Source organism: Streptomyces sp. NPDC087263, assembly GCF_044744645.1.
Taxonomy (GTDB): Bacteria; Actinomycetota; Actinomycetes; order Streptomycetales; family Streptomycetaceae; genus Streptomyces.
The window spans coordinates 223,650-247,106 of sequence record NZ_JBIUYT010000008.1; the positions used below are offsets into that span (position 1 = coordinate 223,650).

Sequence of the window (23,457 nt, forward strand, 5' to 3'; positions counted from 1 at the left end):
GTTATACGTAAAACTTCGGACGCCACGGGATTACGAGAAGGGCGCCTCATGGCCGCGGGATATGTGGAGATCCTCCGGGCGCGGCATGCGGCCCGGCTGCTCACCGGGACGCTCATAGGGCGGCTGCCGAACGCGACCGCCGCCATCGCCGTCGTGCTCTTCATCCGCGCGGAGGGCGGCACGTACAGCCTGGCGGGTGCGCTGGCCGCCGCGTACGGGGTGTCCAACGCCGTGGGGCAGCCGCTGCTCGGGCGGCTCGTGGACGTGTACGGGCAGCCGCGGGTCCAGTTGCCCGCCGCGCTCGTCTCGGCCCTCGGGATGGCTCTCTTCGCGTTCTCGGGTACGGACCCGCTGCCGCTCGCGTATGTCGCCATGGTGATAGCCGGGCTCTTCACGCCGCCCCTGGAGGGCGGTCTGCGGGCGCTGTGGCCCTCGATCCTCCGCAAGGAGGAGCAGGTGCACACCGCGTACGCGATGGACGCCGTGGCGCAGGAAATCATGTTCACCGTCGGGCCGTTGCTCGTGACGCTGTGCGTGGCGCTCTGGTCCGCCCAGGCCGCGCTGCTCGTCCTGAACGTCATAGGCGTCCTGGGTGCCCTTTCTGTGGTCGTGTCGCCCCCCTCGCGCGCGTGGCGCTCGGCTCCGCGCGAGGCGCACTGGCTCGGCGCGCTGCGTTCGGCCGGGCTGGTGGCCCTGCTCGGCGCCTTCCTGTTCGTCGGGATCGCGCTCGGCTCGATCACGGTCGCCTCCGTCTCGTACGCGGACGGACACGGCGGGGACGCGGTGTACGGGTGGCTGATGGCGGGGATCGGCTTCGGTGCGCTCGTCGGTGGCACCGTGTACGGCGCGCGGCAGTGGACCGGTGCGCCGGAGCGGCGGCTGCGGCTGCTCGTGGCGCTCCTGGCGGTGTGTTACGTGCCACTGCTGCTGGTGCCGGGTCCGGTCGCCATGACGGCCCTCACCACCCTCGCCGGGGTGTTCCTGGCGCCCTGTATCGCCTGCGCTTTCGTGCTCGTCGACCGGCATGCTCCCAAGGGCACGGTCACCGAGGCGTTCTCCTGGCTCGTGACCACGTTCACCGTGGGAGCGTCCGTCGGAACGGGCCTGGCGGGCCCCGTCGTCGAGTCGGGCGGGGCGGTGTGGGGCTACGCCGTACCGGGGGCCGCCGGCGCCGCCGCGCTGGTGGTTCTGCTGTCCACGGGACGGGTCCTCGCAGCTACCGGGAACACGGAGGTGGTTGCGGTCTCATCGGAAAATGATCCAAACCGTGCCGTCGAACCCCGTTTGCGGTCAGTGGATCGGGCGTAATGTTCAGTCATGGACCGCCGCATTTTCGGGCTGGAGAACGAGTACGGCGTCACGTGTACGTTCAGGGGACAGCGCCGCCTGTCTCCCGACGAGGTGGCGCGGTACCTCTTCCGCCGTGTCGTGTCATGGGGCCGCAGCAGCAATGTCTTTCTGCGGAACGGTGCCCGCCTGTATCTCGACGTGGGATCACATCCGGAATACGCCACACCCGAATGTGACAACCTGATCGAACTGGTCACCCACGACAAGGCCGGCGAGCGCATTCTCGAAGGACTCCTGGTAGACGCCGAACGACGCCTGCACGAGGAAGGAATCGCGGGCGACGTCTACCTGTTCAAGAACAACACCGACTCGGCAGGAAACTCCTACGGGTGCCATGAGAACTATCTGGTGGCCCGGCACGGGGAGTTCTCCCGGCTCGCAGACATCCTCATTCCGTTCCTCGTGACGAGGCAGCTCCTCTGCGGTGCCGGCAAGGTGCTGCAGACCCCGCGGGGCGCCGTGTACTGCGTCAGTCAGCGCGCCGAGCACATCTGGGAGGGTGTCAGCTCCGCGACGACCCGCTCCCGGCCGATCATCAACACACGCGACGAACCGCACGCGGACGCCGAGCGCTACCGCAGGCTGCACGTCATCGTCGGCGACTCGAACATGTCCGAGACGACCATGCTCCTCAAGGTCGGTGCCACCGACCTGGTGCTGCGCATGATCGAGGCGGGCACGGTGATGCGCGACCTGACCCTGGAGAACCCGATCCGGGCGATCCGCGAGGTCAGCCACGACATCACGGGCCGGCGCAAGGTGCGCCTGGCCAGCGGCCGGGAGGCCTCCGCCCTCGACGTGCAGCGTGAGTACTACGAGAAGGCCGTGGACTTCGTGGAGCGCCGCGGCATCCGCACCGGAGTGGTCGAGCAGGTCCTCGAACTGTGGGGCCGCACGCTCGACTCGATCGAGTCCGGGGACCTCGACCGGATCGGTACCGAGATCGACTGGGTCATGAAGTACCAGCTCATCGAGCGGTACCGGGCGAAGCACAACATGACCATGTCCAACCCGCGCGTCGCGCAGATAGACCTCGCCTACCACGACATCCACCGTCGGCGAGGTCTTTACTACCTCCTGGAGAGGAAGGGACAAGCCGCCCGTATCTGCAACGACTTGAAGATCTTCGAGGGCAAGTCCGTGCCCCCGCAGACCACTAGGGCGCGGTTGCGTGGCGACTTCATCCGGCGTGCTCAGGAACAGCGCCGGGACTTCACGGTCGACTGGGTGCATCTCAAGCTCAATGACCAGGCGCAGCGCACCGTGTTGTGCAAGGACCCGTTCCGCAGCGTCGACGACCGGGTGGAGAAGTTGATCGCGGGAATGTGAGCGGAGCGTTCCGGCCTTGATCGCGGAACGCAACGTGGGGCGTCGTACGTTTTACGTACGGCGCCCTTCTCATGTGGACAGTGCTGCCCCGGGTGACAACCCCCGGAGCCCCGACCGGAATCCGGGGCGGGCCGGAACCCCGGGCGGCGCCTAAACGTCAGTAAGGTAGCGCGCACGCCATCAACCAAGATCGACCGAACGAGGGCCCCCACCGTGCGCCGACGCTCACTTCTTCTAGCCGTACCCGCTGGACTTGTCACACTCGCCGGTTGCGGTGACGACAAGTCGGACACGGCTGAGTCCAGCAGCAGCCCGTCGGCTTCGGCCTCCGCCTCGGCACCCCCGCCGCCGAAGATCGTCGACGGTCCGCTCCCGGCCGTCACGGCCGGTGCGAAGTTCGGTGAGAAGCCGACCGTCGCCAAGGGCAGCGGCGATCCGTCGAAGGACCTGGCGGTCAAGACGGTCATCGCGGGCAGCGGCAAGACGGTCGCGGAGAACGACTACATCGAGGCCCACTACCTCGGCCAGGTCTGGGCGACCGCGAAGGTCTTCGACAACTCCTACGACCGCAAGACGCCGCTGCTCATCCAGCTCGCACAGGGCAGCATCATCGACGGCTGGCGCTACGGCCTGGTGGGCAAGAAGGTCGGCAGCCGCGTCGAGCTGTCCGTGCCGCCGACCTGGGGCTACGGCACGGAGGGGAACACGCAGGCGGGCATCAAGGGCACCGACACCCTGGTGTTCGTCGTCGACGTGCAGAACACGTTCAACTCCAAGAGCTCCGCTCAGGGCAAGACGGTCGCGCAGGACAACATCGACCTCCCGAAGGTCGGCACCAACACCGACGGCAAGGCCCCCTCCATCGACGTACCGAAGTCGGACGCCCCGACGAAGCTCGTGGCGAACTACGTCATCGAAGGCGACGGCGCGGAGGTCGCGGCCGACAGCACCGTCCTGGTGCAGTACAAGGGCGTGCTCTGGGCGGACGGCAAGGACTTCGACTCGACTTACAGCCGGGACTCGCTGACGTCGTTCTCGCTCACGCAGGTCGTCAAGGGCTGGGCCCAGGGTCTGACCGGCAAGAAGGTCGGCAGCCGCGTCCTGATCGTCGTACCGCCGAGCCTTGGCTACGGCGACAGCCCGCCGGAGGGCAGCGGCATCCAGAAGGACTCCACACTGGTGTTCTCGGTCGACATCCTGGCGAAGATGTAACGCATGCGGGGATGTGAGACTGTCGGAGTTGCTTAAAGGCCTTTACGCGAACAAGCAGGAGCAAGAGACGTGAGCATCGACAAGCCCGAGATCGACTTCCCGGGCGGCGAGCCCCCGGCGGACCTCGAGATCAAGGACATCTGGGAGGGCGACGGGGCGGTGGCCAAGGCCGGCGACTTCGTCAAGGTCCACTACGTGGGCGTGGCCTTCTCCACCGGCGAGGAGTTCGACGCCTCCTGGAACCGTGGCACCCCGCTCGAGTTCCAGCTCGGCGTCGGCCAGGTCATCAGTGGCTGGGACAAGGGCGTGCAGGGCATGAAGGTCGGCGGCCGCCGCCAGCTGGTCATCCCGGCGCACCTCGCGTACGGCGACCGCGGCGCCGGTGGCCGGATCGGCCCCGGCGAGACGCTGATCTTCGTCTGCGACCTCGTCGCGGTCTGAGTCGCCGTCTGTCTGAGTCGCCGTCTGATCGACAGAGTCGCGGGTCGAGAGAGTCGCCGTCTGATCGTCGTACATCATCTGGCGAGGTCTGACCGGACTTGATCATCTGGGGCCCATGCCTGTCCGGGCATGGGCCCTCGGCTTTTGCCACGACACTCCGGAGCGGTACGGTCATCGGTCGGAAGCACCATAGGAAGGGCGTCGATGGCCATTGCCAAGGCCGAGCGGCTGATGAACCTGGCGCTGTGTCTGCTCGGGACACGGCGGCCGCTCAGCAAGCGCGAACTTCGCGAGTCCATCGAGGCCTATCTGGAGGCGAGTTCGGACGACTCCTTCAACAGGATGTTCGAACGGGACAAGGACGATCTGCGCGAACTCGGCCTGGTCATCGAGACGGTGGAGAACCTCGACGGTGAGGTCGGCTATCTCGCACGCCGGGACAGCAACCGGCTGCCGGCCATCACGCTCGACGCCGAGGAGGCCGCCGCCCTCGGCCTCGCCGCCAAGGTCTGGCAACAGGCCCGTCTCGCCGGTGCCGCGAGCGGCGCTCTGCAGAAGCTGCGCGCCGCGGGCCTGCCCGAGGACGTCGACCCGTACGAGCCCCATGGCGCCCTGGAACCGTACATCCCCGTGCACGAGGCCGCCTTCGAGCCGCTGATGCTCGCCTGCCGCGACCACCGCCCGGTCGCCTTCGACTACCGCAAGGCCACCGCGGTGCGCCCCGAGCCCCGCCATGTCGAACCGTGGGCCCTCGAATGCTGGCGCGGCCACTGGTACCTGGCGGGCTGGGACCGCGACCGGGGAGCCGAGCGCGTCTTCCGGCTCTCGCGGATCACCGGCAAGGTCCGCACCCGGGCGGGGCGGTACACCGCCGACGTGCCCGACGTCGTCACCGTGCGCGAGACCGTCGCGAGCTGGGCCGGCGAGATCGCCGACCGCTCCGCGCTGATCCGGCTGCGTACCGGCGCCGGCTACCCGCTGCGGGCGAAGGCCGTCTCCGTACGGGAACTCGGGGGCGGGTGGGACGAGTTGGAGATTCCGTACGGGCACGGTCTGGACGCCTGGCTGGTCGAGTTCGGGCCCGACGTGGTGGTCCTGGAACCGGCCGAGCTGCGGGCGGACGTCGTGGACCGGCTGCGCGCCGTGGCCAAGGGCTGAGGGGAAAGTTAAGAAAGTGGCAGGAAAACCGGCCAGGCCCACGAACGCGATCGACCAGACCCGGCGGATGCTCTCGCTGGTGACGTATCTGCGTGAGCGCCCCGGCGCGCGCGTCAGCGACGTCGCCCGGGCCTTCGGGATCACCGAGGACGAGCTGATCTCCGACCTCGACGTACTGCCGTTGTGCGGGACCAGCTTCCGCGGCGGCGACCTGCTCGACATCGACACCGACGGCGACCGGATCTGGTGGCGCAACCCCGGTGCCCTCGGCGCGGACGCGGCCGAGCCGCTGCGGATCGCCGCCGACGAGGCGACCGCGCTGCTGGTGGCCGCCCGCGCGGTGTCCACGCTGCCCGGCCTGCGCGAGGGCGACCGGCAGGCGCTGCTGCGCGCCACCGCCAAGGTGGAGGCCGCCTCCGGGGAGGCGGCCGGGGCCAGCTCCCGGCTCTCGGTCACCTTCGAGTCCGAGGGCGGGGTCTTCGCGGACGTCGACCGGGCCATCTCGGAGCGGCGCCGGCTGTGGATCCGCTACTACTCGCCCTCGCGCGACGAGCTCTCCGAGCGCGAGATCGACCCGATCCGCCTGGTCAGCGTCGGCCACACCTATGTGGAGGCCTGGTGCCGTCGCTCCGAGGCGCGCCGCACCTTCCGGCTGGACCGGGTAGCCGAGATCCGCATCCTGGACGAGCCGTCCGCGCCGCCCGAGATCGAGATGCGGGACCTCTCCGAAGGGCTGGTGCAGCCGGCGGCCGATGACCCCGAGGTGGTCGTGGAGGTCGGCCCCGGCGGACGCTGGGTCGCCGAGTACTACCCGCACGACAGTGCGGACGAGCTACCGGACGGCGGACTGCGGATCACCTTGCGGACCCCCGATCCCACCTCGCTGCGAAGACTGGCGCTGCGTCTGGGCCGCGACGGCCGGATCGTCTCACCGCGGGACCTCGCGGACAGCGCCCAGCAGGCGGCCCGCGAGGCACTCACGGCCTACGACGGGCCCCAGGGAGCTCAGGACGGGTCGTACGACAGGCAGGAGCAAGGGCTTTGAGCACGTCGACGATGTCTGGTGTGCCCGAGAGGACCGGCGTGGCGGATCGGGCTGCCGGTGCCTCTGCGGGCGGTCCGGAGGTGTCCGCCGTCACCGCCTTCGCCGGGATGAGAAGGGTGGTCGAGACGGTCTTCAGAGCCGGTTGTCCCGACTGCCGGGCCGCTTTCGAGCTCCGGGCGAGCGCCCTGATGCTGGCCATCGGCGCGTCGAGCCGCACCACCTTCTACTCCTTCACCTGCCCGGAGTGCGGCGCTGCCGTCCGCAAGCCGGCCGGTGAGCGCATTGTCGAACTCCTCACCGGGGGCGGGGTGCGGACACTGCGCCTGCACAGCTCCTAGGCCTGCACAGCTCCTGGCACAGGACCTGGGTCTGCACAGGTCCTGGGGGATGGCCGAGGGCGGTCCCCGGGTCAGCCGGGGTCGTCTAGGGTCGTCGTCATGTTCTGGCCGATGTTTGCGATCGCTGTGGGTTTTCTGGGAATCGCGGTTCTCGGTGTGCTGTCGGTCCGTGTGTTCCTCGAAGCCGAGCGTCTGGGCAGACAGGTTTCCGATTCCGCACAGCGCATCAACAGGGCCGCCGAGGATCTGGAGCGCGCGGCCGTGACCACGGCGCGCTCCGTGGACGCGTTGTAAGTCACGGGTTCGCCGCGCTTTGAGTGGCTTTCGCCCTGTCACCTTTGCGGGAACGGCAGGTACGCTGCTGGTCGCGGCCCCGATAAACGAGGCGCGGGTCGCGAACTGGGAGTACGCACAGGGATTGCCCCGCGTTTACCCCTGAGCGTTACGATCGCTGTCAGCGCGACGCTCGGACACATGTCCGATCGATCGGACAGCCCCCAATCCATGCCGCCTCGGTGAGAAGGTAAAGACTTATGTTCGGAAGGCTCGGAGCTCCCGAGATCATTCTCATCCTCGTCGTCATCATCCTGCTGTTCGGCGCGAAGAAGCTTCCGGACATGGCGCGCTCCCTGGGCAAGTCGGCGCGCATCCTGAAGAGCGAGGCCAAGGCCATGAAGACGGAGGGCCAGGACACGGCCGCCGCTCCGGCCGCCCCGCCGGCCACCGACGAGCAGCCCGCGGCTCAGCGCACCATCCAGGCCGCACCCGGCGACGTGACCAGCTCCCGCCCGGTCACCGAGCCGACGGACTCGACGACCAAGCGCTGACGCAGGGCCGGTGACCTCCGGCCCGCCGCACGAGATGGGAACGTGGGTTGCTGAAGCCTGCCCGCCAGAAGGAGAAGGATCCCGAGGGGCGCATGCCCCTTGCGGAACACCTTCGTGAGCTCCGCAACCGGCTTGCGAAGGCCATGCTGGCGATCATCGCTATCACTGTCGTCGCCGCCTTCTTCTACAACGACATCATCAATCTCATCACCAAGCCGATCCTCGACTCGGTCGGTTGCAAGCAGAGCTTCGAGCAGTTGGCGAAGTCGTCGTCCGCCGCGCCGTGTGCGCAGATCACCATCAACGGTCTGCTCACCCCCTTCACGCTGGCACTGAAGGTGTCGCTGACGGCCGGTGTCGTGCTCGCCTCGCCGGTCTGGCTCTACCAGCTGTGGGGTTTCGTCGCCCCCGGTCTGCACCGGCACGAGAAGAAGTACGCCTACGCGTTCGTCGGCACGGGTGCCCCGCTCTTCCTGGGCGGCGCCTACTTCGCCTACACCGTGCTGCCCACCACGGCGAAGGTGCTGCTCGAATTCACGCCGGAGAGCACCTCCAACCTCCTGCCGCTGGACGATCTGCTCGACCTCGTCACGCGCATGGTGCTCGTCTTCGGGCTCTCCTTCGAACTGCCCCTGCTGCTGGTCTTCCTCAACCTCACCGGCGCGATCACCGGCAAGCGGATGCTCGGCTGGTGGCGTGGCATGATCATGGGCATCACGGTCTTCGCGGCCGTGGCCACGCCCAGCACCGACCCGCTGACCATGCTGGCGCTCGCCGGTCCGATCTGGGTCCTGTACTTCGGCGCGGTCGCCTTCTCGCTGCTGAACGACCGGCGCAGGCGTCGGCGCGAGGCCTCGGGACCGGCCGACGACGAGGCCTCCGAACTGGACCTCACCCCCGAGGCCATCGGCGAGGTCGAGGCGGTGTCGGCCGGCCGGGCGGCCCTGCCCGAGCAGGCGAGCTCGGAGCGCGTCAACGGTTATGACGACGTGACCTGACCACGCGCGCAGAGATCATGGGGTCGGGCTCGTGACCAGCGAGATCACCCTTTTCGTCAACCCCACCGCGGGCCGCGGCCGGGGCGCCCACGCGGCGCAGCCGGCCGCTTCCGCTTTGCGGGCGGCGGGATTCTCCGTCCGTGCGGTCCTTCCCGCCGGGACGCGCACCCCGCTCGGCCTGGTCGCCGTGGGCACCGGGAACGACTTCGCGCGGGCCCTGAGCCTGCCCGTAGGCGATCCGGCGGCCGCGCGCGGATGATCGCCGAGACCCTCAAGAGCGCACGGCTGCGGGACGTCGACCTGGGCAGGTCGGCGGCACCTGGTTCGGCATCGTCCTCGCCTCCGAGTTCGACTCACGGGTCAACGACCGTGGCAACCGCATGCGTTGGCCCACCGGCCGCTTCAAGTACGACCTCGCGACGCTCGCTGAACCGGCCGCCCTCAAACCCGTCCCCTACCGGATCACGCTGGGCGACTACTAACTGTTCGATGTGACGGTGGTGGGGCCTCTTGCCTGAGCTGCGGGGACCTCCGGGTTTCGCGGGTGTGGATCCGGATATTGATCGTTGTGTTGTCAGTGGCTGCCGGTAGTCTCAAAAGCACGATGACAGAGGAACTCTCTCCGGCCGAGCGGTACGCGGCAGCACGGAAGCGCGCTGTCGAGCAGGCCACCGCTCTCGCCGGCTTCCGCGAGATGTACGACTTCGGCCTCGACCCCTTCCAGATCGAGGCCTGCCAGGCGCTCGAAGCGGGCAAGGGTGTACTTGTGGCCGCGCCCACCGGCTCCGGCAAGACGATCGTCGGCGAGTTCGCCGTCCATCTCGCCCTCCAGCAGGGCAAGAAGTGCTTCTACACGACGCCGATCAAGGCACTTTCCAACCAGAAGTACGCCGACCTCTGCCGACGTTACGGCGCGGACAAGGTCGGCCTGCTCACCGGCGACAACAGTGTCAACTCCGAGGCTCCCGTGGTCGTGATGACCACCGAGGTGCTGCGCAACATGCTGTACGCGGGTTCGCAGACCCTCCTCGGACTCGGCTACGTCGTGATGGACGAGGTGCACTACCTCTCCGACCGGTTCCGTGGGGCCGTCTGGGAAGAAGTGATCATTCACCTTCCCGAATCGGTGACCCTGGTGTCGCTCTCGGCGACGGTGTCGAACGCGGAGGAGTTCGGTGACTGGCTGGACACCGTGCGCGGTGACACCCAGGTGATCGTCTCCGAGCACCGGCCCGTGCCGCTGTTCCAGCATGTACTGGCCGGACGGCGGATGTACGACCTCTTCGAGGAGGGGGAGGGCCACAAGAAGGCGGTCAACCCCGACCTCACGCGGCTGGCGCGGATGGAGGCGAGCCGCCCGTCGTACCAGGACCGCAAACGGGGTCGCGCGATGCGCGACGCGGACCGGGAGCGCGAGCGCAGACAGCGCTCACGGGTGTGGACGCCGAGCAGGCCCGAGGTCATCGAACGGCTGGACGCCGAAGGGCTGCTGCCCGCCATCACGTTCATCTTCAGCCGCGCGGCCTGCGAGGCCGCCGTCCAGCAGTGCCTGTACGCGGGCCTGCGGCTGAACGACGACGACGCGCGCGTGAGGGTGCGCGAACTCGTCGAAGAGCGCACGGCCGCCATCCCCACCGAGGACCTGCACGTCCTGGGCTACTACGAGTTCCTTGAGGGCCTGGAGCGCGGCATCGCGGCCCACCATGCGGGCATGCTGCCGACGTTCAAGGAGGTTGTCGAGGAACTCTTCGTACGCGGCCTGGTGAAGGCGGTGTTCGCGACCGAGACCCTGGCGCTGGGCATCAACATGCCTGCCCGTTCGGTGGTGTTGGAGAAGCTCGTCAAGTGGAACGGCGAGCAGCATGCCGACATCACACCCGGTGAGTACACCCAGCTGACCGGCCGCGCGGGGCGCCGCGGCATCGATGTCGAGGGCCACGCGGTGGTGCTGTGGCAGCGCGGCATCAGCCCCGATCACCTGGCGGGACTCGCGGGCACCCGCACGTACCCGCTGCGCTCCAGCTTCAAGCCGTCGTACAACATGGCCGTCAACCTGGTCGAGCAGTTCGGGCGGCACCGCTCGCGCGAGCTGCTCGAGACGTCCTTCGCGCAGTTCCAGGCCGACAAGTCGGTCGTCGGGATCTCCCGGCAGGTGCAGCGCAACGAGGAGGGTCTCGACGGCTACAAGGAGTCGATGACCTGCCACCTCGGGGACTTCGAGGAGTACATGCGGCTGCGCCGCGAGCTCAAGGACCGTGAGACCGAGCTGGCCAAACAGGGTGCGGCGCAGCGGCGCGCGGAGGCGGCCGTCGCGCTCGAGAAGCTCAAGCCCGGCGATGTCATCCACGTCCCGACCGGCAAGTACGCAGGTCTCGCACTGGTGTTGGACCCCGGGCTGCCCGCCGGGCGGTCCAACGGCCACCGGGGGTTCGAGCAGCACGACGGCCCGCGCCCGCTGGTGCTCACCGCCGAGCGCCAGGTGAAGCGGCTGGCCTCGATGGACTTTCCGGTGCCGGTCGAGGCGCTGGAGCGGATGCGGATCCCGAAGAGCTTCAACGCGCGTTCGCCGCAGTCGCGCCGCGATCTGGCGTCCGCGCTGCGTACCAAGGCCGGGCACATCGTCGCCGACCGGCACCGCAAGAAGCGGGCCGAGGCCGCCGACGACCGCGAGATCGCCCAGCTGCGTACGGCTATCCGGGCGCATCCCTGCCACGGGTGCAACGACCGTGAGGACCACGCCCGTTGGGCCGAGCGCTACCACCGGCTGCTGCGGGACACCTCACAGCTGGAGCGGCGTATCGAGGGCCGGACGAACACCATCGCCCGCACCTTCGACCGGATCGTCGCGCTCCTCACCGAGCTCGACTATCTGCGGGGCAACGACGTCACCGAGCACGGTAAGCGGCTCGCGCGCCTGTACGGCGAGCTCGACCTGCTCGCCAGTGAATGTCTGCGGGCCGGCGTCTGGGAGGGGCTCAGTCCGCCCGAACTCGCCGCCTGCATCTCGGCGTTGGTGTACGAGTCCCGGGTCGCCGACGATGCGATGGCGCCGAAGGTGCCGTCCGGCAAGGCGAAGGCCGCGCTCGCTGAGATGGTGCGGATCTGGGGGCGCCTCGATGCCCTGGAGGAGGACTTCGGGATCACCCAGACCGAGGGTGTCGGGCAGCGCGAGCCGGATCTGGGGTTCGCGTGGGCCGCTTATGAGTGGGCCTCCGGCAAGGGGCTCGACGAGGTGCTGCGGGAGGCGGAGATGCCTGCGGGGGACTTTGTGCGGTGGTGCAAGCAGGTGATCGATGTGCTGGGGCAGATCTCGGCCGCTGCGCCTGTTTCCGGGGCGGCGGCCGGCTCTACGGTCGCGAAGAACGCGCGTAAGGCGGTGGATGGACTGCTGCGGGGGGTGGTGGCGTACTCGTCGGTGGGGTGACTTTTGGTGGGGGCGGGTGGGATCTGGCGGAGCGGGTGGGTGGGGGAGGGAGAGCGGGGGAGTTTTTCGCCCCCTCCGCCCCTGCCCTTCCCGTTCCTCTGGGGCGCTGCCCCAGGCCCCGCCAGGGGGCGCTGCCCCCCTGGACCCCCGCCAGGGGCTGCGCCCCTTGGATCCCTGCCTAGCGGCGCTGCCCCTTGGACCTCCGCCAGGGGCTGTGCCCCTTGGACCCCTGCCAGGGCTGTGCCCCTTGGACCCCTGCCAGGGGCTGCGCCCCCTTGAACCCCCGCTCCTCAAGCGTCGGAGGGGCTGAAAATTTCAGGTGTGGGCCCGGAGGTAAGAGCGCCAGCCTCCGTACCTGGTGATGTCCTCGGCTCCATCGAGCGCCGATGGTTCGCACAGGAAGCCGGGGACGTGACCGCCGTCGGCCAGTTCGACGCGGCCGAGGGTCATCGGGCGGGGCAGTTCGGCGAGCAGGCGGCCGAGGCCCTCGGCGGGGAGACGCCACACTTCGGCCTCGATGGCGGCGCCGCCTTCACCGATGTGGACCAGGCCGGGCTTGGGCGGTGTGGTGGACAGTGCGTGCAGGCGGTAGGCGGGTGCCGTGGTTGTCGTACGTTCCCACTCGGCTCCCAGGGTGAGGAGTTGGCCGTTGAGGGGCTGGCCCGACAGGTGTGCGCCCACCACCGCGATCCGGAGCTGCGGCTGGAGCAGGCGGGCGATTCGCGCGAGGCGCTCGTCGGTGAATGCCGGGCCGATCAGCATCACGCCGAAGGGCAGTCCGTCCACGGTGCCGGCGGGTACGGCGACCGCCGCGAGGTCGAAGAGGTTCGTGGAGTTGGTGAAGCGGCCGAGGCGGGCGTTGGCGCCCAGCGGGTCGGCGGCGACCTCGGCGAGGGTGGGGTGGCCCGGGGCCGTCGGCAGCAACAGGGCGTCTGCCTCGGCGAGTTGGGCGAGGGCGCGGGTGCGCAGGGCCGCCAGACGGTCCTGGTCGGCGTACAGCTGGTGGGCCGGAATGTCCCGGGCGCGGGTGATGATCCCCGCGACCGTCGGATCGAGACCCTCGCCACCCTCGCTGATCAACTTGTCGACAAAGCCCCCTACGGCGGTGTAGCGCTCGGCCACGAACGCGCCCTCGTACAGCATCGCGGCCGCCTCGGTGAAGGGGCTGAGGTCGATGGTGTGCAACTCGGCTCCCGCCGAGCCGAGTTGGTCGGCCGCCCTCTCGTACGCCGTCGCCCAGCCCTCGTCCAGCTCGCCGAGTTGTGCCGGGGTGGCGACGGCGATACGCCATGGGCCGGGCGTCCGCTGGGGGAGTGCGGGCAGGTCGCGGTCCGGCGGCGAGGTCATGTGCGCGAGGGCCTGCTCGGCCTCCGGGAGCGTACGGGCGAAGACGGTCACGCAGTCGAGGGAGGCGCAGGCGGGGACCACGCCGGTCGTGGGGACCAGGCCGCGGGTGGGTTTGAGGCCGACGATGCCGTTGAAGGCGGCGGGGACGCGGCCTGACCCCGCCGTGTCGGTGCCGAGGGCGAAGTCGACGATTCCCAGGGCTACGGCGACGGCTGATCCCGAGCTGGAGCCGCCGCTGATCCTGGCCGGGTCGACGGCGTTCCGTACGGCGCCGTGGGGGGAGCGAGTGCCGACCAGGCCGGTGGCGAACTGGTCGAGGTTCGTGGTGCCGAGGACGATCGCGCCGGCCGCGCGGAGGCGGGCGACCACCGGGGCGTCGCCCTCCGGGGTGTACGCGTATGCCGGGCAGCCGGCGGTGGTGCGGAGGCCCGCCACGTCGATGTTGCCCTTCGCGGCGAAGAGCTTGCCTGCGAGGGGGAGGCGGTCGCCTGTGGCGACTCGCTCGTCGATGACGCGCGCCTCCATCTCGACCTCTGCCCGGGGGCGCAGGTCGATCCAGACCTCGGGGCGGTCGGTTGCCTCGATGCGGGCGTAGGCCCTGTGGACTCGGGTGAGGGTGGGGGTGGGGGACGACATCGGTGGTGCTCCTTGGCTGGGGTCTCGTGCTCGACTGCGGGCCGGTGGGTGGCGTGTGCCCACCCGTTCCGCCCTGCGGAACGCCTGCCCACACGCCGTGCGCGGGATTAAGGGTCTGCCCGCACGCCGTGGGCGGGATTCAGGGTGCTGCCCACCCGCCGTGCGGGGGATTCAGGGTGCTGCCCACACACCACACCCAGGGGGACTTCAAGACACTGTCAGACTCGCCGGCGCCAGGACCATCAGAGCCGTCCCCGCCTCCACCTGGTCCCCCGGTTTTGCCAGGATCTCTGCCACCACGCCGCTCATCGGGGCGGGGACTCTGGACTCCATTTTCATGGCCTCCAGGGAGAGGAGGGGCTGGCCGAGGGTCACCTCGTCGCCGGGGCGGACGTTCAACTGCCATACGGAGGCGGCGAATTCGGCCTCGATGAGGCGGCCGCCCGCGGGGACGGTCACCTCGGTGGCCGGAGATGCCGGAGCCGACACGGCCTCCGCCCGGGTGAACTCGCCGGCCGCCTCCCAGGCGTCCCGCTCCGCGGAGAAGGCGCCGCCCTGCCGGGCCCGGAACTCCGCGATGGAGTCGGCGTTCTCGGTGAGGAAGGACTCGTACGCGGCGAGGGAGAACTCGCCCTCCTCGATGCGTGGGACGAAGCGGCCGGAGAGGATGTCGGCGCGCAGGTCGAGGAGTTCGTCGGGCTCGACGGGGTACCACTTGACGCGGTCGAAGAAGCGCAGCAGCCAGGGCGAGCCCGGCTCGAACGCGCCGCGCTGCTGCCAGGGCGACCACACCTGGGTCGTACGGCCGACGAACTGGTAGCCGCCGGGACCTTCCATGCCGTAGATGCAGAGGTAGGCGCCGCCGATGCCGACCGAGTTCTCGGCGGTCCAGGTGCGTGCCGGGTTGTACTTGGTGGTGACGAGACGGTGGCGAGGGTCCAGTGGCGTCGCCACGGGGGCGCCCAAGTACACGTCGCCGAGGCCCAGTACGAGGTATTCGGCGTCGAAGACCGTGCGGTACACGTCGTCCACCGAGTCGAGGCCGTTCACACGGCGGATGAACTCGATGTTCCACGGGCACCAGGGCGCGTCGTCGCGGACGCCCGTCATGTAGCGGGCGATCGCCTCACGGGTGGCGGGGTCGTCCCAGGAGAGGGGGAGGTGAACGGTGCGGGAAGGGACCACCAGTTGGTCGCTCGGCGGGAGGTTCTCGACGATCTGCCGTACGGCCGCGAGGAGTTCGCGCTGTGGCAGGCGTCGCGGATCCAGCTGGATCTGTAGGGAACGGATGCCCGGGGTGAGGTCCGTGACGCCGTCCAGTGCGGCTTCGGCCACCGCCTCCATGAGGGCGTGCACGCGCATGCGCAAGGCCAAGTCCAGCTGCATGGGGCCGAATTCGACCAGCAGGTTGTCGTCGCCGCTGCGCCGGTACGTCACGTCGCCGTCCCGCGCGAGGACGCCGCCGTCGACGATCGCGGCCCGCGTCGAGCCGTCCTCGGCGACCGGCGCGAACCGTACCGTGTCACCGGGGCGCAGCTGCCCCAGCTTCCAGCGTTCCGAGCCGGCGACCGTCGCCGGGCAGACGAAGCCGCCGAGCGAGGGGCCGTCCGGGCCGAGCAGCACCGGCATGTCACCGGTGTAGTCGACGGCGCCCACCGAGTAGGGCGTGTCGTGGATGTTGGACGGGTGCAGGCCCGCCTCACCGCCGTCCTTGCGTGCCCAGCGGGGTTTCGGACCGACCAGCCGTACGCCCGTGCGCGCCGAGTTGAAATGGACCTTCCAGTCGGCGGCGTAGAAGTCGTGGATGTCCTCCTCGGTGAAGAACTCCGGTGCGGCGTGCGGCCCTTCGAGCGCGCCGACGTGCCAGCGCGCGCCGAAGACCGGTCGGTCGGCAGCCGGCACCGGAGTGCCCGGGACCACCGAGCCCCCGTGCAGCACGTCGCCCGTCCGCAGCGCCCGCCCCCCGTGGCCACCGAACCGGCCCAGCGTGAAGGTGGAGGCGCTGCCCAGGAACGCGGGCACGTCCAGGCCGCCGCCCGCGAGGAGAACGTACGTGCGCAGTCCGTGTTCGGCGGGAGCGCCGATCTTCAGGACGGCCCCCGCAGGCACCGTGACCGGCTCCCACTGCGCAACTGCCTTACCGTCCACGGTGACCGGCGCCGGAGCGCCCGTCACGCACACGGTCGTGGCGTGGGTGAAGCGCAGGGCCGGCCCCTGGAGCGTGCACTCCAGACCGGGTGTGCCCTCGTGGTTGCCGAGGGCCCGGTTGCCGAGGCGGAAGGACAGGTCGTCCATCGGTCCGCATGGCGGCACGCCGACCTGCCAGTAGCCCGTGCGGCCCGGCCAGTCCTGGACGGTGGTGAGCGTTCCGCCCGAGACGACCTCGACCCGCGGGGTCGGATCGGCGATCTCGGCGAGCGTCGCCGTCGAATGCGTGGCGGCCCGGAAGGACTCCTGCGACAGCGCCGCGCGCACCAGCCCGAGGTTCGTCTCGATACCGTCGACCCGGGTCCTGGCCAGCGCCTCGTCCAGCCGTTCCAGCGCGTGCGCCCGGTCCGAGCCGTACGCGATGACCTTCGCGAGCATCGGGTCGTACGAGGTGGTGACCTCCGTCCCCGTCTCCACCCAGCCGTCCACGCGGACGCCCCCGGGGAACTCGACCCGCGTCAACAGGCCCGCGCTGGGCCGGTGTTCACGCGTGGGATCCTCGGCGTACACCCGCGCCTCGACGGCATGACCGCGCGGCGCCCCGGGTTCCCGTACGACATCCGACTCCCCGCGCGCCAGGCGCAGCATCCAGGCGACGAGGTCGACCCCGTAGATCTCCTCGGTGACCGGATGCTCCACCTGGAGACGGGTGTTGACCTCCAGGAAGTACGCCTCCTCGCGGACGGCGTCGTACACGAACTCGACGGTGCCGGCCGAGCGGTAGTCCACCGAAGCGCACAAGTCGCGTGCTGCCGAGGCGAGTTGCTTGCGCACGGAGGGAGGGAGGCCGGGTGCGGGGGCCTCCTCCAGCACCTTCTGGTTGCGGCGCTGGAGCGAGCAGTCGCGGTCGCCGAAGGTGACGACGCGGCCCCGGCCGTCGCCGAAGACCTGCACCTCGACATGGCGGGCGCGCTCCACGAGCCGCTCCAGGAACACCCCTGCCGAGGAGAAGGAGGCCGCGGCGACGCGTTGCACGCTCTCCCAGGCCTCGGCCAGCTCGTCGGCCGAGCGACAGGCCGACATGCCGATGCCACCGCCGCCGCCGGTGGCCTTGAGCATCACGGGATAGCCGATGCGCCCGGCCTCGCGCAGGGCCTCGGCCAGGTCGGTGAGCAGCCCCGTGCCCGGCGCCAGGGGCACTCCGGCCGCCTGCGCCGCCGCACGGGCCGTGTGCTTGGCCCCGAACAGCTCCAGCTGCTCCGGCGTCGGGCCCACGAAGACGATTCCCGCCTCCGCGCAGCGCCGCGCGAAGGCCGCGTCCTCGGAGAGGAAGCCGTAGCCGGGGTGGATCGCCCCGGCGCCGGTGTCCTTCGCCGCCCTGAGGACGAGTTCGGCGTCGAGGTACGACTCCTTGGCGGGCGCGGGTCCGAGCCGTACCGCCTCGTCCGCGAGCCGTACGTGAGGTGCCGAGCGGTCCGGGTCGGAGTACACCGCCACCGTGCGCAGGCCGAGTTCGCGCGCGGTCCGGATGATCCGGACCGCGATCTCGCCCCGGTTGGCGATCAGCAGCGTGTCGAAGGTCATTCCGAAGCCCCAAGGGTCATCTGGACCGCGGTCGGCTCGAAGCCGTTGCAAGGGTTGTTGATCTGGGGGCAGTTGGAGACCAGCACGAGCACGTCGCGCTCGGCGCGCAGGGTCAGTTTCAGGCCGGGGGCGGAGATGCCGTCCACGATGCCGAGGGTGCCGTCCTTCTCGACCGGCACGTTCATGTACCAGTTGATGTTCGAGACCAGATCCCGCTTGCCCAGGCCGTACTTGGCGCCCTCCGCGAGGAAGTTATCCACGCACGCGTGCTGCGACCAGGTGTGATGCCCGTACCGGAGGGTGTTCGACTCCTTGGAGCAGGCGCCGCCGACCGTGTCGTGCCGGCCGACCTCGTCCTCGACGACGGTCATCAGCGGGGTGTGCTCGTTCGACATGAGCACGCTGCCGGTGGTGAGGAAGAGGTTGCCCTGCGCGTGGATCGTGTCGGGCGCGCTGTAGCGGACGGCCGTGTCGTGGGCGTCGTACACCAGGAAGTCGACGGCCTGGTTGCCGTGCAGGTCGGTGATGGTGAGCGTCTCGCCCTCGCGCAGGACGGCGGACCAGGCGGCGCGGGCCGGTACTTCCACGGTCTTCATATGAGCCCCCTCGCGGCAAGGAATTCGGCGGTGTTCAGGAAGGCCCGGCGGCCCTCGGGTGTGGCCTCCCACAGCGGATCGCCCGGCTTGGTCGCCTCCGAGCGCCAGGCGAGCACCTCCAGCGGTGAACTGACGTACTCCGCACGCGGATCGGCCGGGTGCGGCACGTTCGCCAGCAGCACGGTGACGTCCTGCTCGGCGCGCAGGGTCATGCTGCCGCCTTCACCGGCCGAGCCGGTGAAGTCGAGGGAGCCGTCGTCGCGTACCTCCACGCCCTGGAAGAAGGAGAGCGAGGGCGGCAGATCGCGCGGTTCGAGTCCGTTCTTGGCCGCGGCCAGTTTGAACAGCTCGCGGCCGGCCGGGGACGCGGACTGCGGCGCCCCGTCCCCGTACCGCTCGGTGTTGCGTACGAGTGTGGAGGTGCCGCACAGCGCGTCGTGCCGTCCGGAGGTGTCGGCGATCAGCGAGGCGAGCACGCGGCCCTGGTCGGACAGCAGGAGCTGTCCCTCACCCAGGTACGCGTTCCACTGGACCTTGACCGTGTCCGCCACGTTCAGGCGCTCCCACGGGCGGTCGGCGACGTACAGGAGCAGATGCGCGCAGGCATCGCCGGTCAGGTCGGTGAGGCGCAGCTCGGTGCCGCGGGCCAGCACCCGGTGCGTGTAGTTGCCGCCCGCCACCGTCTCCGCCCACACCAGATGGCCCGCCTCGCAGGGCGGCGCGGGCCAGCCGCTCGCCGGGACCACGGGCATGGCCTCGGTGCGGGTCCCGTCCTGGGAGCGGGCGTGGGCGCGTGCGCCGTGTGGGGTTGCTGTCGCCATCGCGGGCCTCCGGCTCCGGTGTTTCCTTCGGTCGACGATCTCTGGTGTTTCTGTCGGTCGAAATCATTTCTGTCGCTCGACAGAAATTAGGAGCGGGGAGGGTCGGCGCCGTGTCTCATGCGTTGCCGTCCGGTTACCGATCCCTCACGATGATGGCCGCGTGACCCGGTGTGCGAGGATCGAACACATGGGAACCGGTGGTGGACGACGGGTCGGCCGACCGCGGGCGGATCAGCGGCCGGACAGTGGTCTGTCGCCGCGCGACGAACTGCTCGACGCAGCCGCCGAGTTGTTCACGACCCGGGGATACGCCGCCACGACCACGCGTGCCGTCGCCGAACGGGCGGGCATGCGCCAGGCGTCGATGTACCACTACGTCTCCGGCAAGGAGGAGCTCCTCGCCGAGCTCCTGGAGTCCACGGTCACACCCTCGCTCGCCCTCGCCCGGGAACTTCTCGCGGACGACGCGATCCCGGCGGAGGGCCGCCTCTGGGAGCTGTGCCGCACGGACGTCGAGTTGCTCTGCGACGGCCCGCACAATCTGGGCGGGCTCTATCTGCTGCCCGAGGTGCGCACCGAGCGCTTCGCCGGCTTCCATGCCGTACGGGCCGAACTCAAGGACACCTACCGGCAGTTGCTCGCGGCCACGGCGGCCGGGGGGGTGCTCGCCAAGGGTGAGCTGGACCTTCGGACGGATCTGGTGTTCGGCCTCATCGAGGGCGTGATCCTCGTGCACCGCTCCGATCCGGAACGACCGGTGTCCGCGTTCGCCGAGGCCACCGCGGACGCGGCGCTCCGCATCGCCGGAGTCTGACCACTCGGGACGCTCGGCGTGCGGTTTCGTATGCCCGTACGTCGTCACACGCCGTGTTCGAATGGACCCGTAGCGTGTAAATGGAGCCGAGAGTACTCCAGTCCCGAGGGTGATTTCAGGTGCTTGCTGAATATGACACGGCGATGATCCGGTCGGACTAAGCTCGCCCGCAGCGCACCGAGTTGAGATGTATTCGTGCGCTTGTTCCCAAAAGTTACGAAGATTCGGTTTGACCCATGCCGTTTTACCGGCAAACCTCCCCGATTCCCCAGTCGACTTGTCTCAGAGGGCATACATGGTGAGTGTTCAATCGCCTCCCGGTGGCCGCGAACTTCCCTACGCGCGCGTGCTGTTGCTGCCGGCCATAGTGATGGCCGTGGCGACCGGAGCCGCCGTCGCCGTGGTGACGGATCCGGCCCGTGCCGCCGTCGGCTGGTGCGGAGCCATCGCGACGCTCCTGGTCATCGCGATCGGCGCCGAAGCCGTCCGGCGCGGCCGCGTCGCCCGCGATCTGCGCGCGGATCTGGCCCGGCGCACCGCATACCTGCAACAGCGCATCGCCGCCCATGACCAGGAGATCCTGTTCTTCACCCACGAGGTGCTGCCCGTCGGGCTCGCCCGGCTGCACGCCGGCGCGAATCCGGCGGAGGTTCTCCGCACCCTGCACGAGACCGATCCGGACCTCGGTGAACTCCCCGGGCCGCAGCGCGAGTTGCTGAAGACCGTGCTCAAGATCATCGACCGTGAGGAGGCGATGCGCGACTCCGCGCAGCGCGCCTTCGTCAACATCGCCCGGCGCGTCCAGGCGATCGTCCACCAGCAGAACAAGGAACTCCGCGAGATGGAGGAGGACCACGGCCGCAACCCCGAGGTCTTCGACGACCTCCTGCGCATCGACCACGGCACCGCGCTGATCGGCCGCCTCGCCGACTCCATCGCGGTGCTCGGCGGCGGCCGTCCAGGACGTCAATGGCCCGAGCCCGTACCGCTGTTCAGCGTGCTGCGCGGCGCGATGTCACGCATCCTGGAGTACCGCCGCATCGAGCTGCACAACGTCGTCGAGGTCGCCGTCAACGGCGTGTCCGTCGAACCGCTCATCCACGCCGTCGCCGAACTCCTCGACAACGCCACGCGCTACTCGCCGCCGCACACCAAGGTGCACGTCACCGCCCTGGAGGTGCAGACCGGCATCGCCATCGAGATCGAGGACGGCGGCGTCAGCCTCAGCGACGAGGCCCGCGGCAAGGCCGAGGAGATGCTCCGGCAGGCCGCCCTCGGCGTCGACATGGACTCCCTCGGTGCGAACCCGCGGCTCGGCATGGCCGTCGTCGGTCGCCTCTCCAAGATGTACAACCTGCAGGTCTCGCTCAGGCAGTCCGCGTACGGCGGTGTCCGCGCCGTCCTCGTCGCGCCGCGGGTCATGCTCACCACCGACGACGCCCCCGGTCTCGCGCACGGCATCGGCATCGCCTCCGTCCCGACCATGGACACCGACGGAGTCGAGGGCCCCAACCGCAAGCCCAAGAAGCGCCGCCCGACCACCGGCCCCCGGGTCTCCACCCCGCTCGGCGCCATGGAGGACGACGTCCCGCAGGTCACCGAGTGGACGGCCAACGGCCTGCCGCAGCGCCGCAGTCGGGTCAAGGTCTCCTTCAGTCAGCGGATCGCCGAGGCCCGGGCGGACGCCGAGGCCGCGGAAGCGGCCGCCGCGGCGACGCCCGCGTGGGCGGCCGCACCCGTGCCGGAGGAGAAGGAGCCCGAACCCGGCCTGTGGGTCGAGGCGTTCATGGAAGGGCTCAAGGGCGACCCGGACCCGGCGGCCGCATCCGGCACGAACACCAAGCCGGCCCCTGTGGAGGCCGACGACGAAGGGGACCTCAAGTGATCCAGCAGCGCGCCAACTTCGACTGGATGCTGAAGGAACTCGCCGACGGCGTACCGGGGGTCCAGCAGATCGTGGTGCTCTCCGCCGACGGACTGCGTATCGCCCGGTACGGCGGTGACCCGGACGCTGCCGACCGCGTCGCCGCGGCCTGCGCGGGCCTGCAGAGCCTGGCCGGAGCCGTCGCGGGCGAGATCCCCAATAGCGACGGCCGGATGCGCATGGTCATCATCGAGATCAACGGCGGCTATTTCTACCTGATGTCGGCAGGGCCCAACGCCTATCTCGCGGTCCTCGCCAACCAGACGGCCGAGCCCGGACTGATGAGCAACCGCATGCGCGACCTGGTCGTCCGGATCGGAGCCCATCTGACGAGTCCGCCACGGCGCAACGGGCAGACCGTATGACTCCTCCGCAACGCCGACGGCGCTACCCCAAGGAAGAACCCGTTGGACCCCCCGGCGAGGGACTCCCCAGCGAGGATCCCTCGCAGGGGGGACCCCCGAACGAGGGATCTCCGCAGGAGGGCCAGGACCCGAAGAACCCCGAGCGCTTATATCTGCTCACGGGCGGGGCCGAGGGTGGCGACCGGGCCGCTCTCGACCTGGTCACGTTGATCGTGGCGCGCGCCGAGGCGCCGCCGCCCAACGCCCAGCCGGAGAAGTCGGCGCTGGTCCGGCTCTGTACGGCCCCCCTGTCCGTGGCCGAACTCTCGGCCTATCTCAACCTGCCGGTCAGCGTGGTGACCGTGCTGCTCACCGAGTTGCTGGCGGCCGAACTGGTACAGGCGCGCGCCCCGATCGTCCGCTCGGCGCTCCCCGACCGTTCCCTCCTCGAAGCGGTGATGCATGGACTTCAAAAGCTCTGACACCATCACGGGCCCTCGCGCCGAGGACCATCTGCCGCACACCACCCAGGCAGCCGTGAAGATCGTCATCGTCGGCGGCTTCGGAGTCGGCAAGACGACCATGGTGGGCTCCGTCAGCGAGATCAAGCCGCTGACCACGGAGGAGACCATGACACAGGCCGGGATCGGAGTCGACGACAACTACGGCTCCGAGACCAAGACGGCCACCACCGTTGCCATGGACTTCGGCCGTATCTCGATCACGGAACAGCTGGTGCTCTACCTCTTCGGAACGCCGGGCCAGGAGCGCTTCTGGTTCCTGTGGAACGGCCTCTTCGAAGGAGCGCTCGGCGCGGTCGTCCTGATCGACACCCGCCGTCTGGAGGTCAGCTTCGACGTGATCGGCCGCCTGGAGGAACGCGGTGTGCCGTTCGTCGTCGCCATAAACACCTTCCCGGACGCCCCCGACTACCCGATCGAGGACCTACGGGCCGCACTCGACCTGGCCGAGGAGATCCCGATCGTGCAGTGCGACGCGCGCCGCAGGGCCTCCAGCCGGGACGTCCTGATGACGCTGATGCGCTTCCTGCACTCGCTGGCGATGACCTCGTCGAGCGCCTGAGCCCCGTACGGAACCGACAAAGACGCGCCCCCGCACCG

At 69.7% G+C, this 23,457-nt stretch carries 20 protein-coding genes and 1 pseudogene; 17 read left to right on the plus strand and 4 right to left on the minus strand.

The features are described from left to right. Positions 1–48 precede the first annotated feature (48 nt). From ACIPC1_RS26185 to ACIPC1_RS26240, 12 genes and pseudogenes are all read left to right on the plus strand, one after another. On the plus strand, positions 49–1,308 hold the full coding sequence (locus ACIPC1_RS26185; RefSeq protein ID WP_402520955.1) for an MFS transporter: 1,260 nt from the start codon (positions 49–51) through the stop codon (positions 1,306–1,308). Positions 1,309–1,317: 9 nt separating this feature from the next. Further along, positions 1,318–2,679: a Pup--protein ligase gene (gene pafA / locus ACIPC1_RS26190; protein ID WP_384379947.1), complete on the plus strand. Its 1,362-nt coding sequence runs from the start codon at positions 1,318–1,320 to the stop codon at positions 2,677–2,679. A gap of 213 nt (positions 2,680–2,892) precedes the next feature. Beyond that, positions 2,893–3,891 (plus strand): FKBP-type peptidyl-prolyl cis-trans isomerase, encoded by a 999-nt coding sequence (locus ACIPC1_RS26195; protein WP_402520957.1) that lies wholly within the window; start codon positions 2,893–2,895, stop codon positions 3,889–3,891. A gap of 69 nt (positions 3,892–3,960) precedes the next feature. Continuing rightward, on the plus strand, positions 3,961–4,332 hold the full coding sequence (locus ACIPC1_RS26200) for an FKBP-type peptidyl-prolyl cis-trans isomerase (RefSeq protein ID WP_385736092.1): 372 nt from the start codon (positions 3,961–3,963) through the stop codon (positions 4,330–4,332). Between the two features lie 204 nt (positions 4,333–4,536). Then, positions 4,537–5,490, plus strand: coding sequence for a helix-turn-helix transcriptional regulator (locus ACIPC1_RS26205; RefSeq protein WP_384379956.1), 954 nt, complete (start codon positions 4,537–4,539; stop codon positions 5,488–5,490). A 16-nt stretch (positions 5,491–5,506) separates the two neighbouring features. Then, positions 5,507–6,535 carry a helix-turn-helix transcriptional regulator gene (locus ACIPC1_RS26210; RefSeq protein WP_402520960.1) on the plus strand — a complete coding sequence of 343 codons (1,029 nt, stop codon included), beginning with the start codon at positions 5,507–5,509 and terminating at the stop codon, positions 6,533–6,535. 107 nt (positions 6,536–6,642) lie between these two features. Further along, positions 6,643–6,873 (plus strand): hypothetical protein, encoded by a 231-nt coding sequence (locus tag ACIPC1_RS26215; protein WP_384380239.1) that lies wholly within the window; start codon positions 6,643–6,645, stop codon positions 6,871–6,873. Positions 6,874–6,972: 99 nt separating this feature from the next. Further along, positions 6,973–7,167, plus strand: coding sequence for a hypothetical protein (locus tag ACIPC1_RS26220; protein ID WP_384379961.1), 195 nt, complete (start codon positions 6,973–6,975; stop codon positions 7,165–7,167). 239 nt (positions 7,168–7,406) lie between these two features. Beyond that, positions 7,407–7,700 (plus strand): Sec-independent protein translocase subunit TatA, encoded by a 294-nt coding sequence (gene tatA, locus ACIPC1_RS26225; protein ID WP_402520962.1) that lies wholly within the window; start codon positions 7,407–7,409, stop codon positions 7,698–7,700. Between the two features lie 47 nt (positions 7,701–7,747). Then, positions 7,748–8,698 (plus strand): twin-arginine translocase subunit TatC, encoded by a 951-nt coding sequence (gene tatC / locus ACIPC1_RS26230; RefSeq protein ID WP_402520964.1) that lies wholly within the window; start codon positions 7,748–7,750, stop codon positions 8,696–8,698. A 31-nt stretch (positions 8,699–8,729) separates the two neighbouring features. Then, positions 8,730–9,174: pseudogene (locus ACIPC1_RS26235) on the plus strand (diacylglycerol kinase family protein); the annotation flags it as partial. A gap of 83 nt (positions 9,175–9,257) precedes the next feature. Next, positions 9,258–12,122: a DEAD/DEAH box helicase gene (locus ACIPC1_RS26240; protein ID WP_402520966.1), complete on the plus strand. Its 2,865-nt coding sequence runs from the start codon at positions 9,258–9,260 to the stop codon at positions 12,120–12,122. A gap of 315 nt (positions 12,123–12,437) precedes the next feature. Here ACIPC1_RS26240 and atzF read toward each other — a convergent pair whose 3' ends face one another. The 4 genes from atzF to ACIPC1_RS26260 form a co-directional block, all read right to left on the minus strand. Next, positions 12,438–14,105, minus strand: coding sequence for an allophanate hydrolase (atzF, locus tag ACIPC1_RS26245; RefSeq protein WP_402520968.1), 1,668 nt, complete (start codon positions 14,103–14,105; stop codon positions 12,438–12,440). 207 nt (positions 14,106–14,312) lie between these two features. After that, positions 14,313–17,837, minus strand: coding sequence for a 5-oxoprolinase/urea amidolyase family protein (locus ACIPC1_RS26250; RefSeq protein ID WP_402520970.1), 3,525 nt, complete (start codon positions 17,835–17,837; stop codon positions 14,313–14,315). Then, entirely contained in the window at positions 17,834–18,433 is a 600-nt protein-coding gene (locus ACIPC1_RS26255) for an urea amidolyase associated protein UAAP2 (protein WP_402520972.1), read from the minus strand. Before ACIPC1_RS26255 ends, ACIPC1_RS26250 begins: the two co-directional genes overlap by 4 nt. Beyond that, positions 18,430–19,254, minus strand: a complete 825-nt coding sequence (locus ACIPC1_RS26260; RefSeq protein WP_402520974.1) for an urea amidolyase associated protein UAAP1 — start codon at positions 19,252–19,254, stop codon at positions 18,430–18,432. The genes ACIPC1_RS26255 and ACIPC1_RS26260 overlap by 4 nt, the downstream gene beginning before the upstream one ends. A gap of 187 nt (positions 19,255–19,441) precedes the next feature. Here ACIPC1_RS26260 and ACIPC1_RS26265 point away from each other — a divergent pair, with 187 nt between their 5' ends. From ACIPC1_RS26265 to ACIPC1_RS26285, 5 genes are all read left to right on the plus strand, one after another. Next, the gene (locus ACIPC1_RS26265; protein ID WP_402520976.1) at positions 19,442–20,068 is read left to right on the plus strand and encodes a TetR/AcrR family transcriptional regulator; all 627 of its coding nucleotides are present in this window, start codon (positions 19,442–19,444) and stop codon (positions 20,066–20,068) included. A gap of 295 nt (positions 20,069–20,363) precedes the next feature. Next, positions 20,364–21,953, plus strand: a complete 1,590-nt coding sequence (locus tag ACIPC1_RS26270; protein ID WP_402520978.1) for a sensor histidine kinase — start codon at positions 20,364–20,366, stop codon at positions 21,951–21,953. Further along, positions 21,950–22,357, plus strand: coding sequence for a roadblock/LC7 domain-containing protein (locus ACIPC1_RS26275; RefSeq protein ID WP_365434670.1), 408 nt, complete (start codon positions 21,950–21,952; stop codon positions 22,355–22,357). Before ACIPC1_RS26270 ends, ACIPC1_RS26275 begins: the two co-directional genes overlap by 4 nt. Beyond that, complete coding sequence (locus tag ACIPC1_RS26280; RefSeq protein WP_402520981.1) at positions 22,354–22,818, plus strand: DUF742 domain-containing protein; 465 nt, start codon at positions 22,354–22,356, stop codon at positions 22,816–22,818. The genes ACIPC1_RS26275 and ACIPC1_RS26280 overlap by 4 nt, the downstream gene beginning before the upstream one ends. Further along, a complete protein-coding gene (locus ACIPC1_RS26285) occupies positions 22,799–23,419 on the plus strand; it encodes a GTP-binding protein (RefSeq protein ID WP_402520983.1) in 621 nt (206 codons plus the stop codon). Before ACIPC1_RS26280 ends, ACIPC1_RS26285 begins: the two co-directional genes overlap by 20 nt. Positions 23,420–23,457: the final 38 nt, after the last annotated feature.

Excerpts from the sequence above, each read along its gene's own strand:
- ACIPC1_RS26185 (WP_402520955.1), top strand. The coding sequence starts at position 49 with ATGGCCGCGGGATATGTGGAGATCCTCCGGGCGCGGCATGCGGCCCGG.
- pafA (WP_384379947.1), top strand. The coding sequence starts at position 1,318 with ATGGACCGCCGCATTTTCGGGCTGGAGAACGAGTACGGCGTCACGTGT.
- ACIPC1_RS26205 (WP_384379956.1), top strand. The coding sequence starts at position 4,537 with ATGGCCATTGCCAAGGCCGAGCGGCTGATGAACCTGGCGCTGTGTCTG.
- ACIPC1_RS26215 (WP_384380239.1), top strand. The coding sequence starts at position 6,643 with ATGAGAAGGGTGGTCGAGACGGTCTTCAGAGCCGGTTGTCCCGACTGC.
- ACIPC1_RS26220 (WP_384379961.1), top strand. The coding sequence starts at position 6,973 with ATGTTCTGGCCGATGTTTGCGATCGCTGTGGGTTTTCTGGGAATCGCG.
- tatA (WP_402520962.1), top strand. The coding sequence starts at position 7,407 with ATGTTCGGAAGGCTCGGAGCTCCCGAGATCATTCTCATCCTCGTCGTC.
- atzF (WP_402520968.1), bottom strand. The coding sequence starts at position 14,105 with ATGTCGTCCCCCACCCCCACCCTCACCCGAGTCCACAGGGCCTACGCC.
- ACIPC1_RS26250 (WP_402520970.1), bottom strand. The coding sequence starts at position 17,837 with ATGACCTTCGACACGCTGCTGATCGCCAACCGGGGCGAGATCGCGGTC.
- ACIPC1_RS26255 (WP_402520972.1), bottom strand. The coding sequence starts at position 18,433 with ATGAAGACCGTGGAAGTACCGGCCCGCGCCGCCTGGTCCGCCGTCCTG.
- ACIPC1_RS26260 (WP_402520974.1), bottom strand. The coding sequence starts at position 19,254 with ATGGCGACAGCAACCCCACACGGCGCACGCGCCCACGCCCGCTCCCAG.
- ACIPC1_RS26265 (WP_402520976.1), top strand. The coding sequence starts at position 19,442 with ATGGGAACCGGTGGTGGACGACGGGTCGGCCGACCGCGGGCGGATCAG.
- ACIPC1_RS26270 (WP_402520978.1), top strand. The coding sequence starts at position 20,364 with ATGGTGAGTGTTCAATCGCCTCCCGGTGGCCGCGAACTTCCCTACGCG.
- ACIPC1_RS26280 (WP_402520981.1), top strand. The coding sequence starts at position 22,354 with ATGACTCCTCCGCAACGCCGACGGCGCTACCCCAAGGAAGAACCCGTT.
- ACIPC1_RS26285 (WP_402520983.1), top strand. The coding sequence starts at position 22,799 with ATGGACTTCAAAAGCTCTGACACCATCACGGGCCCTCGCGCCGAGGAC.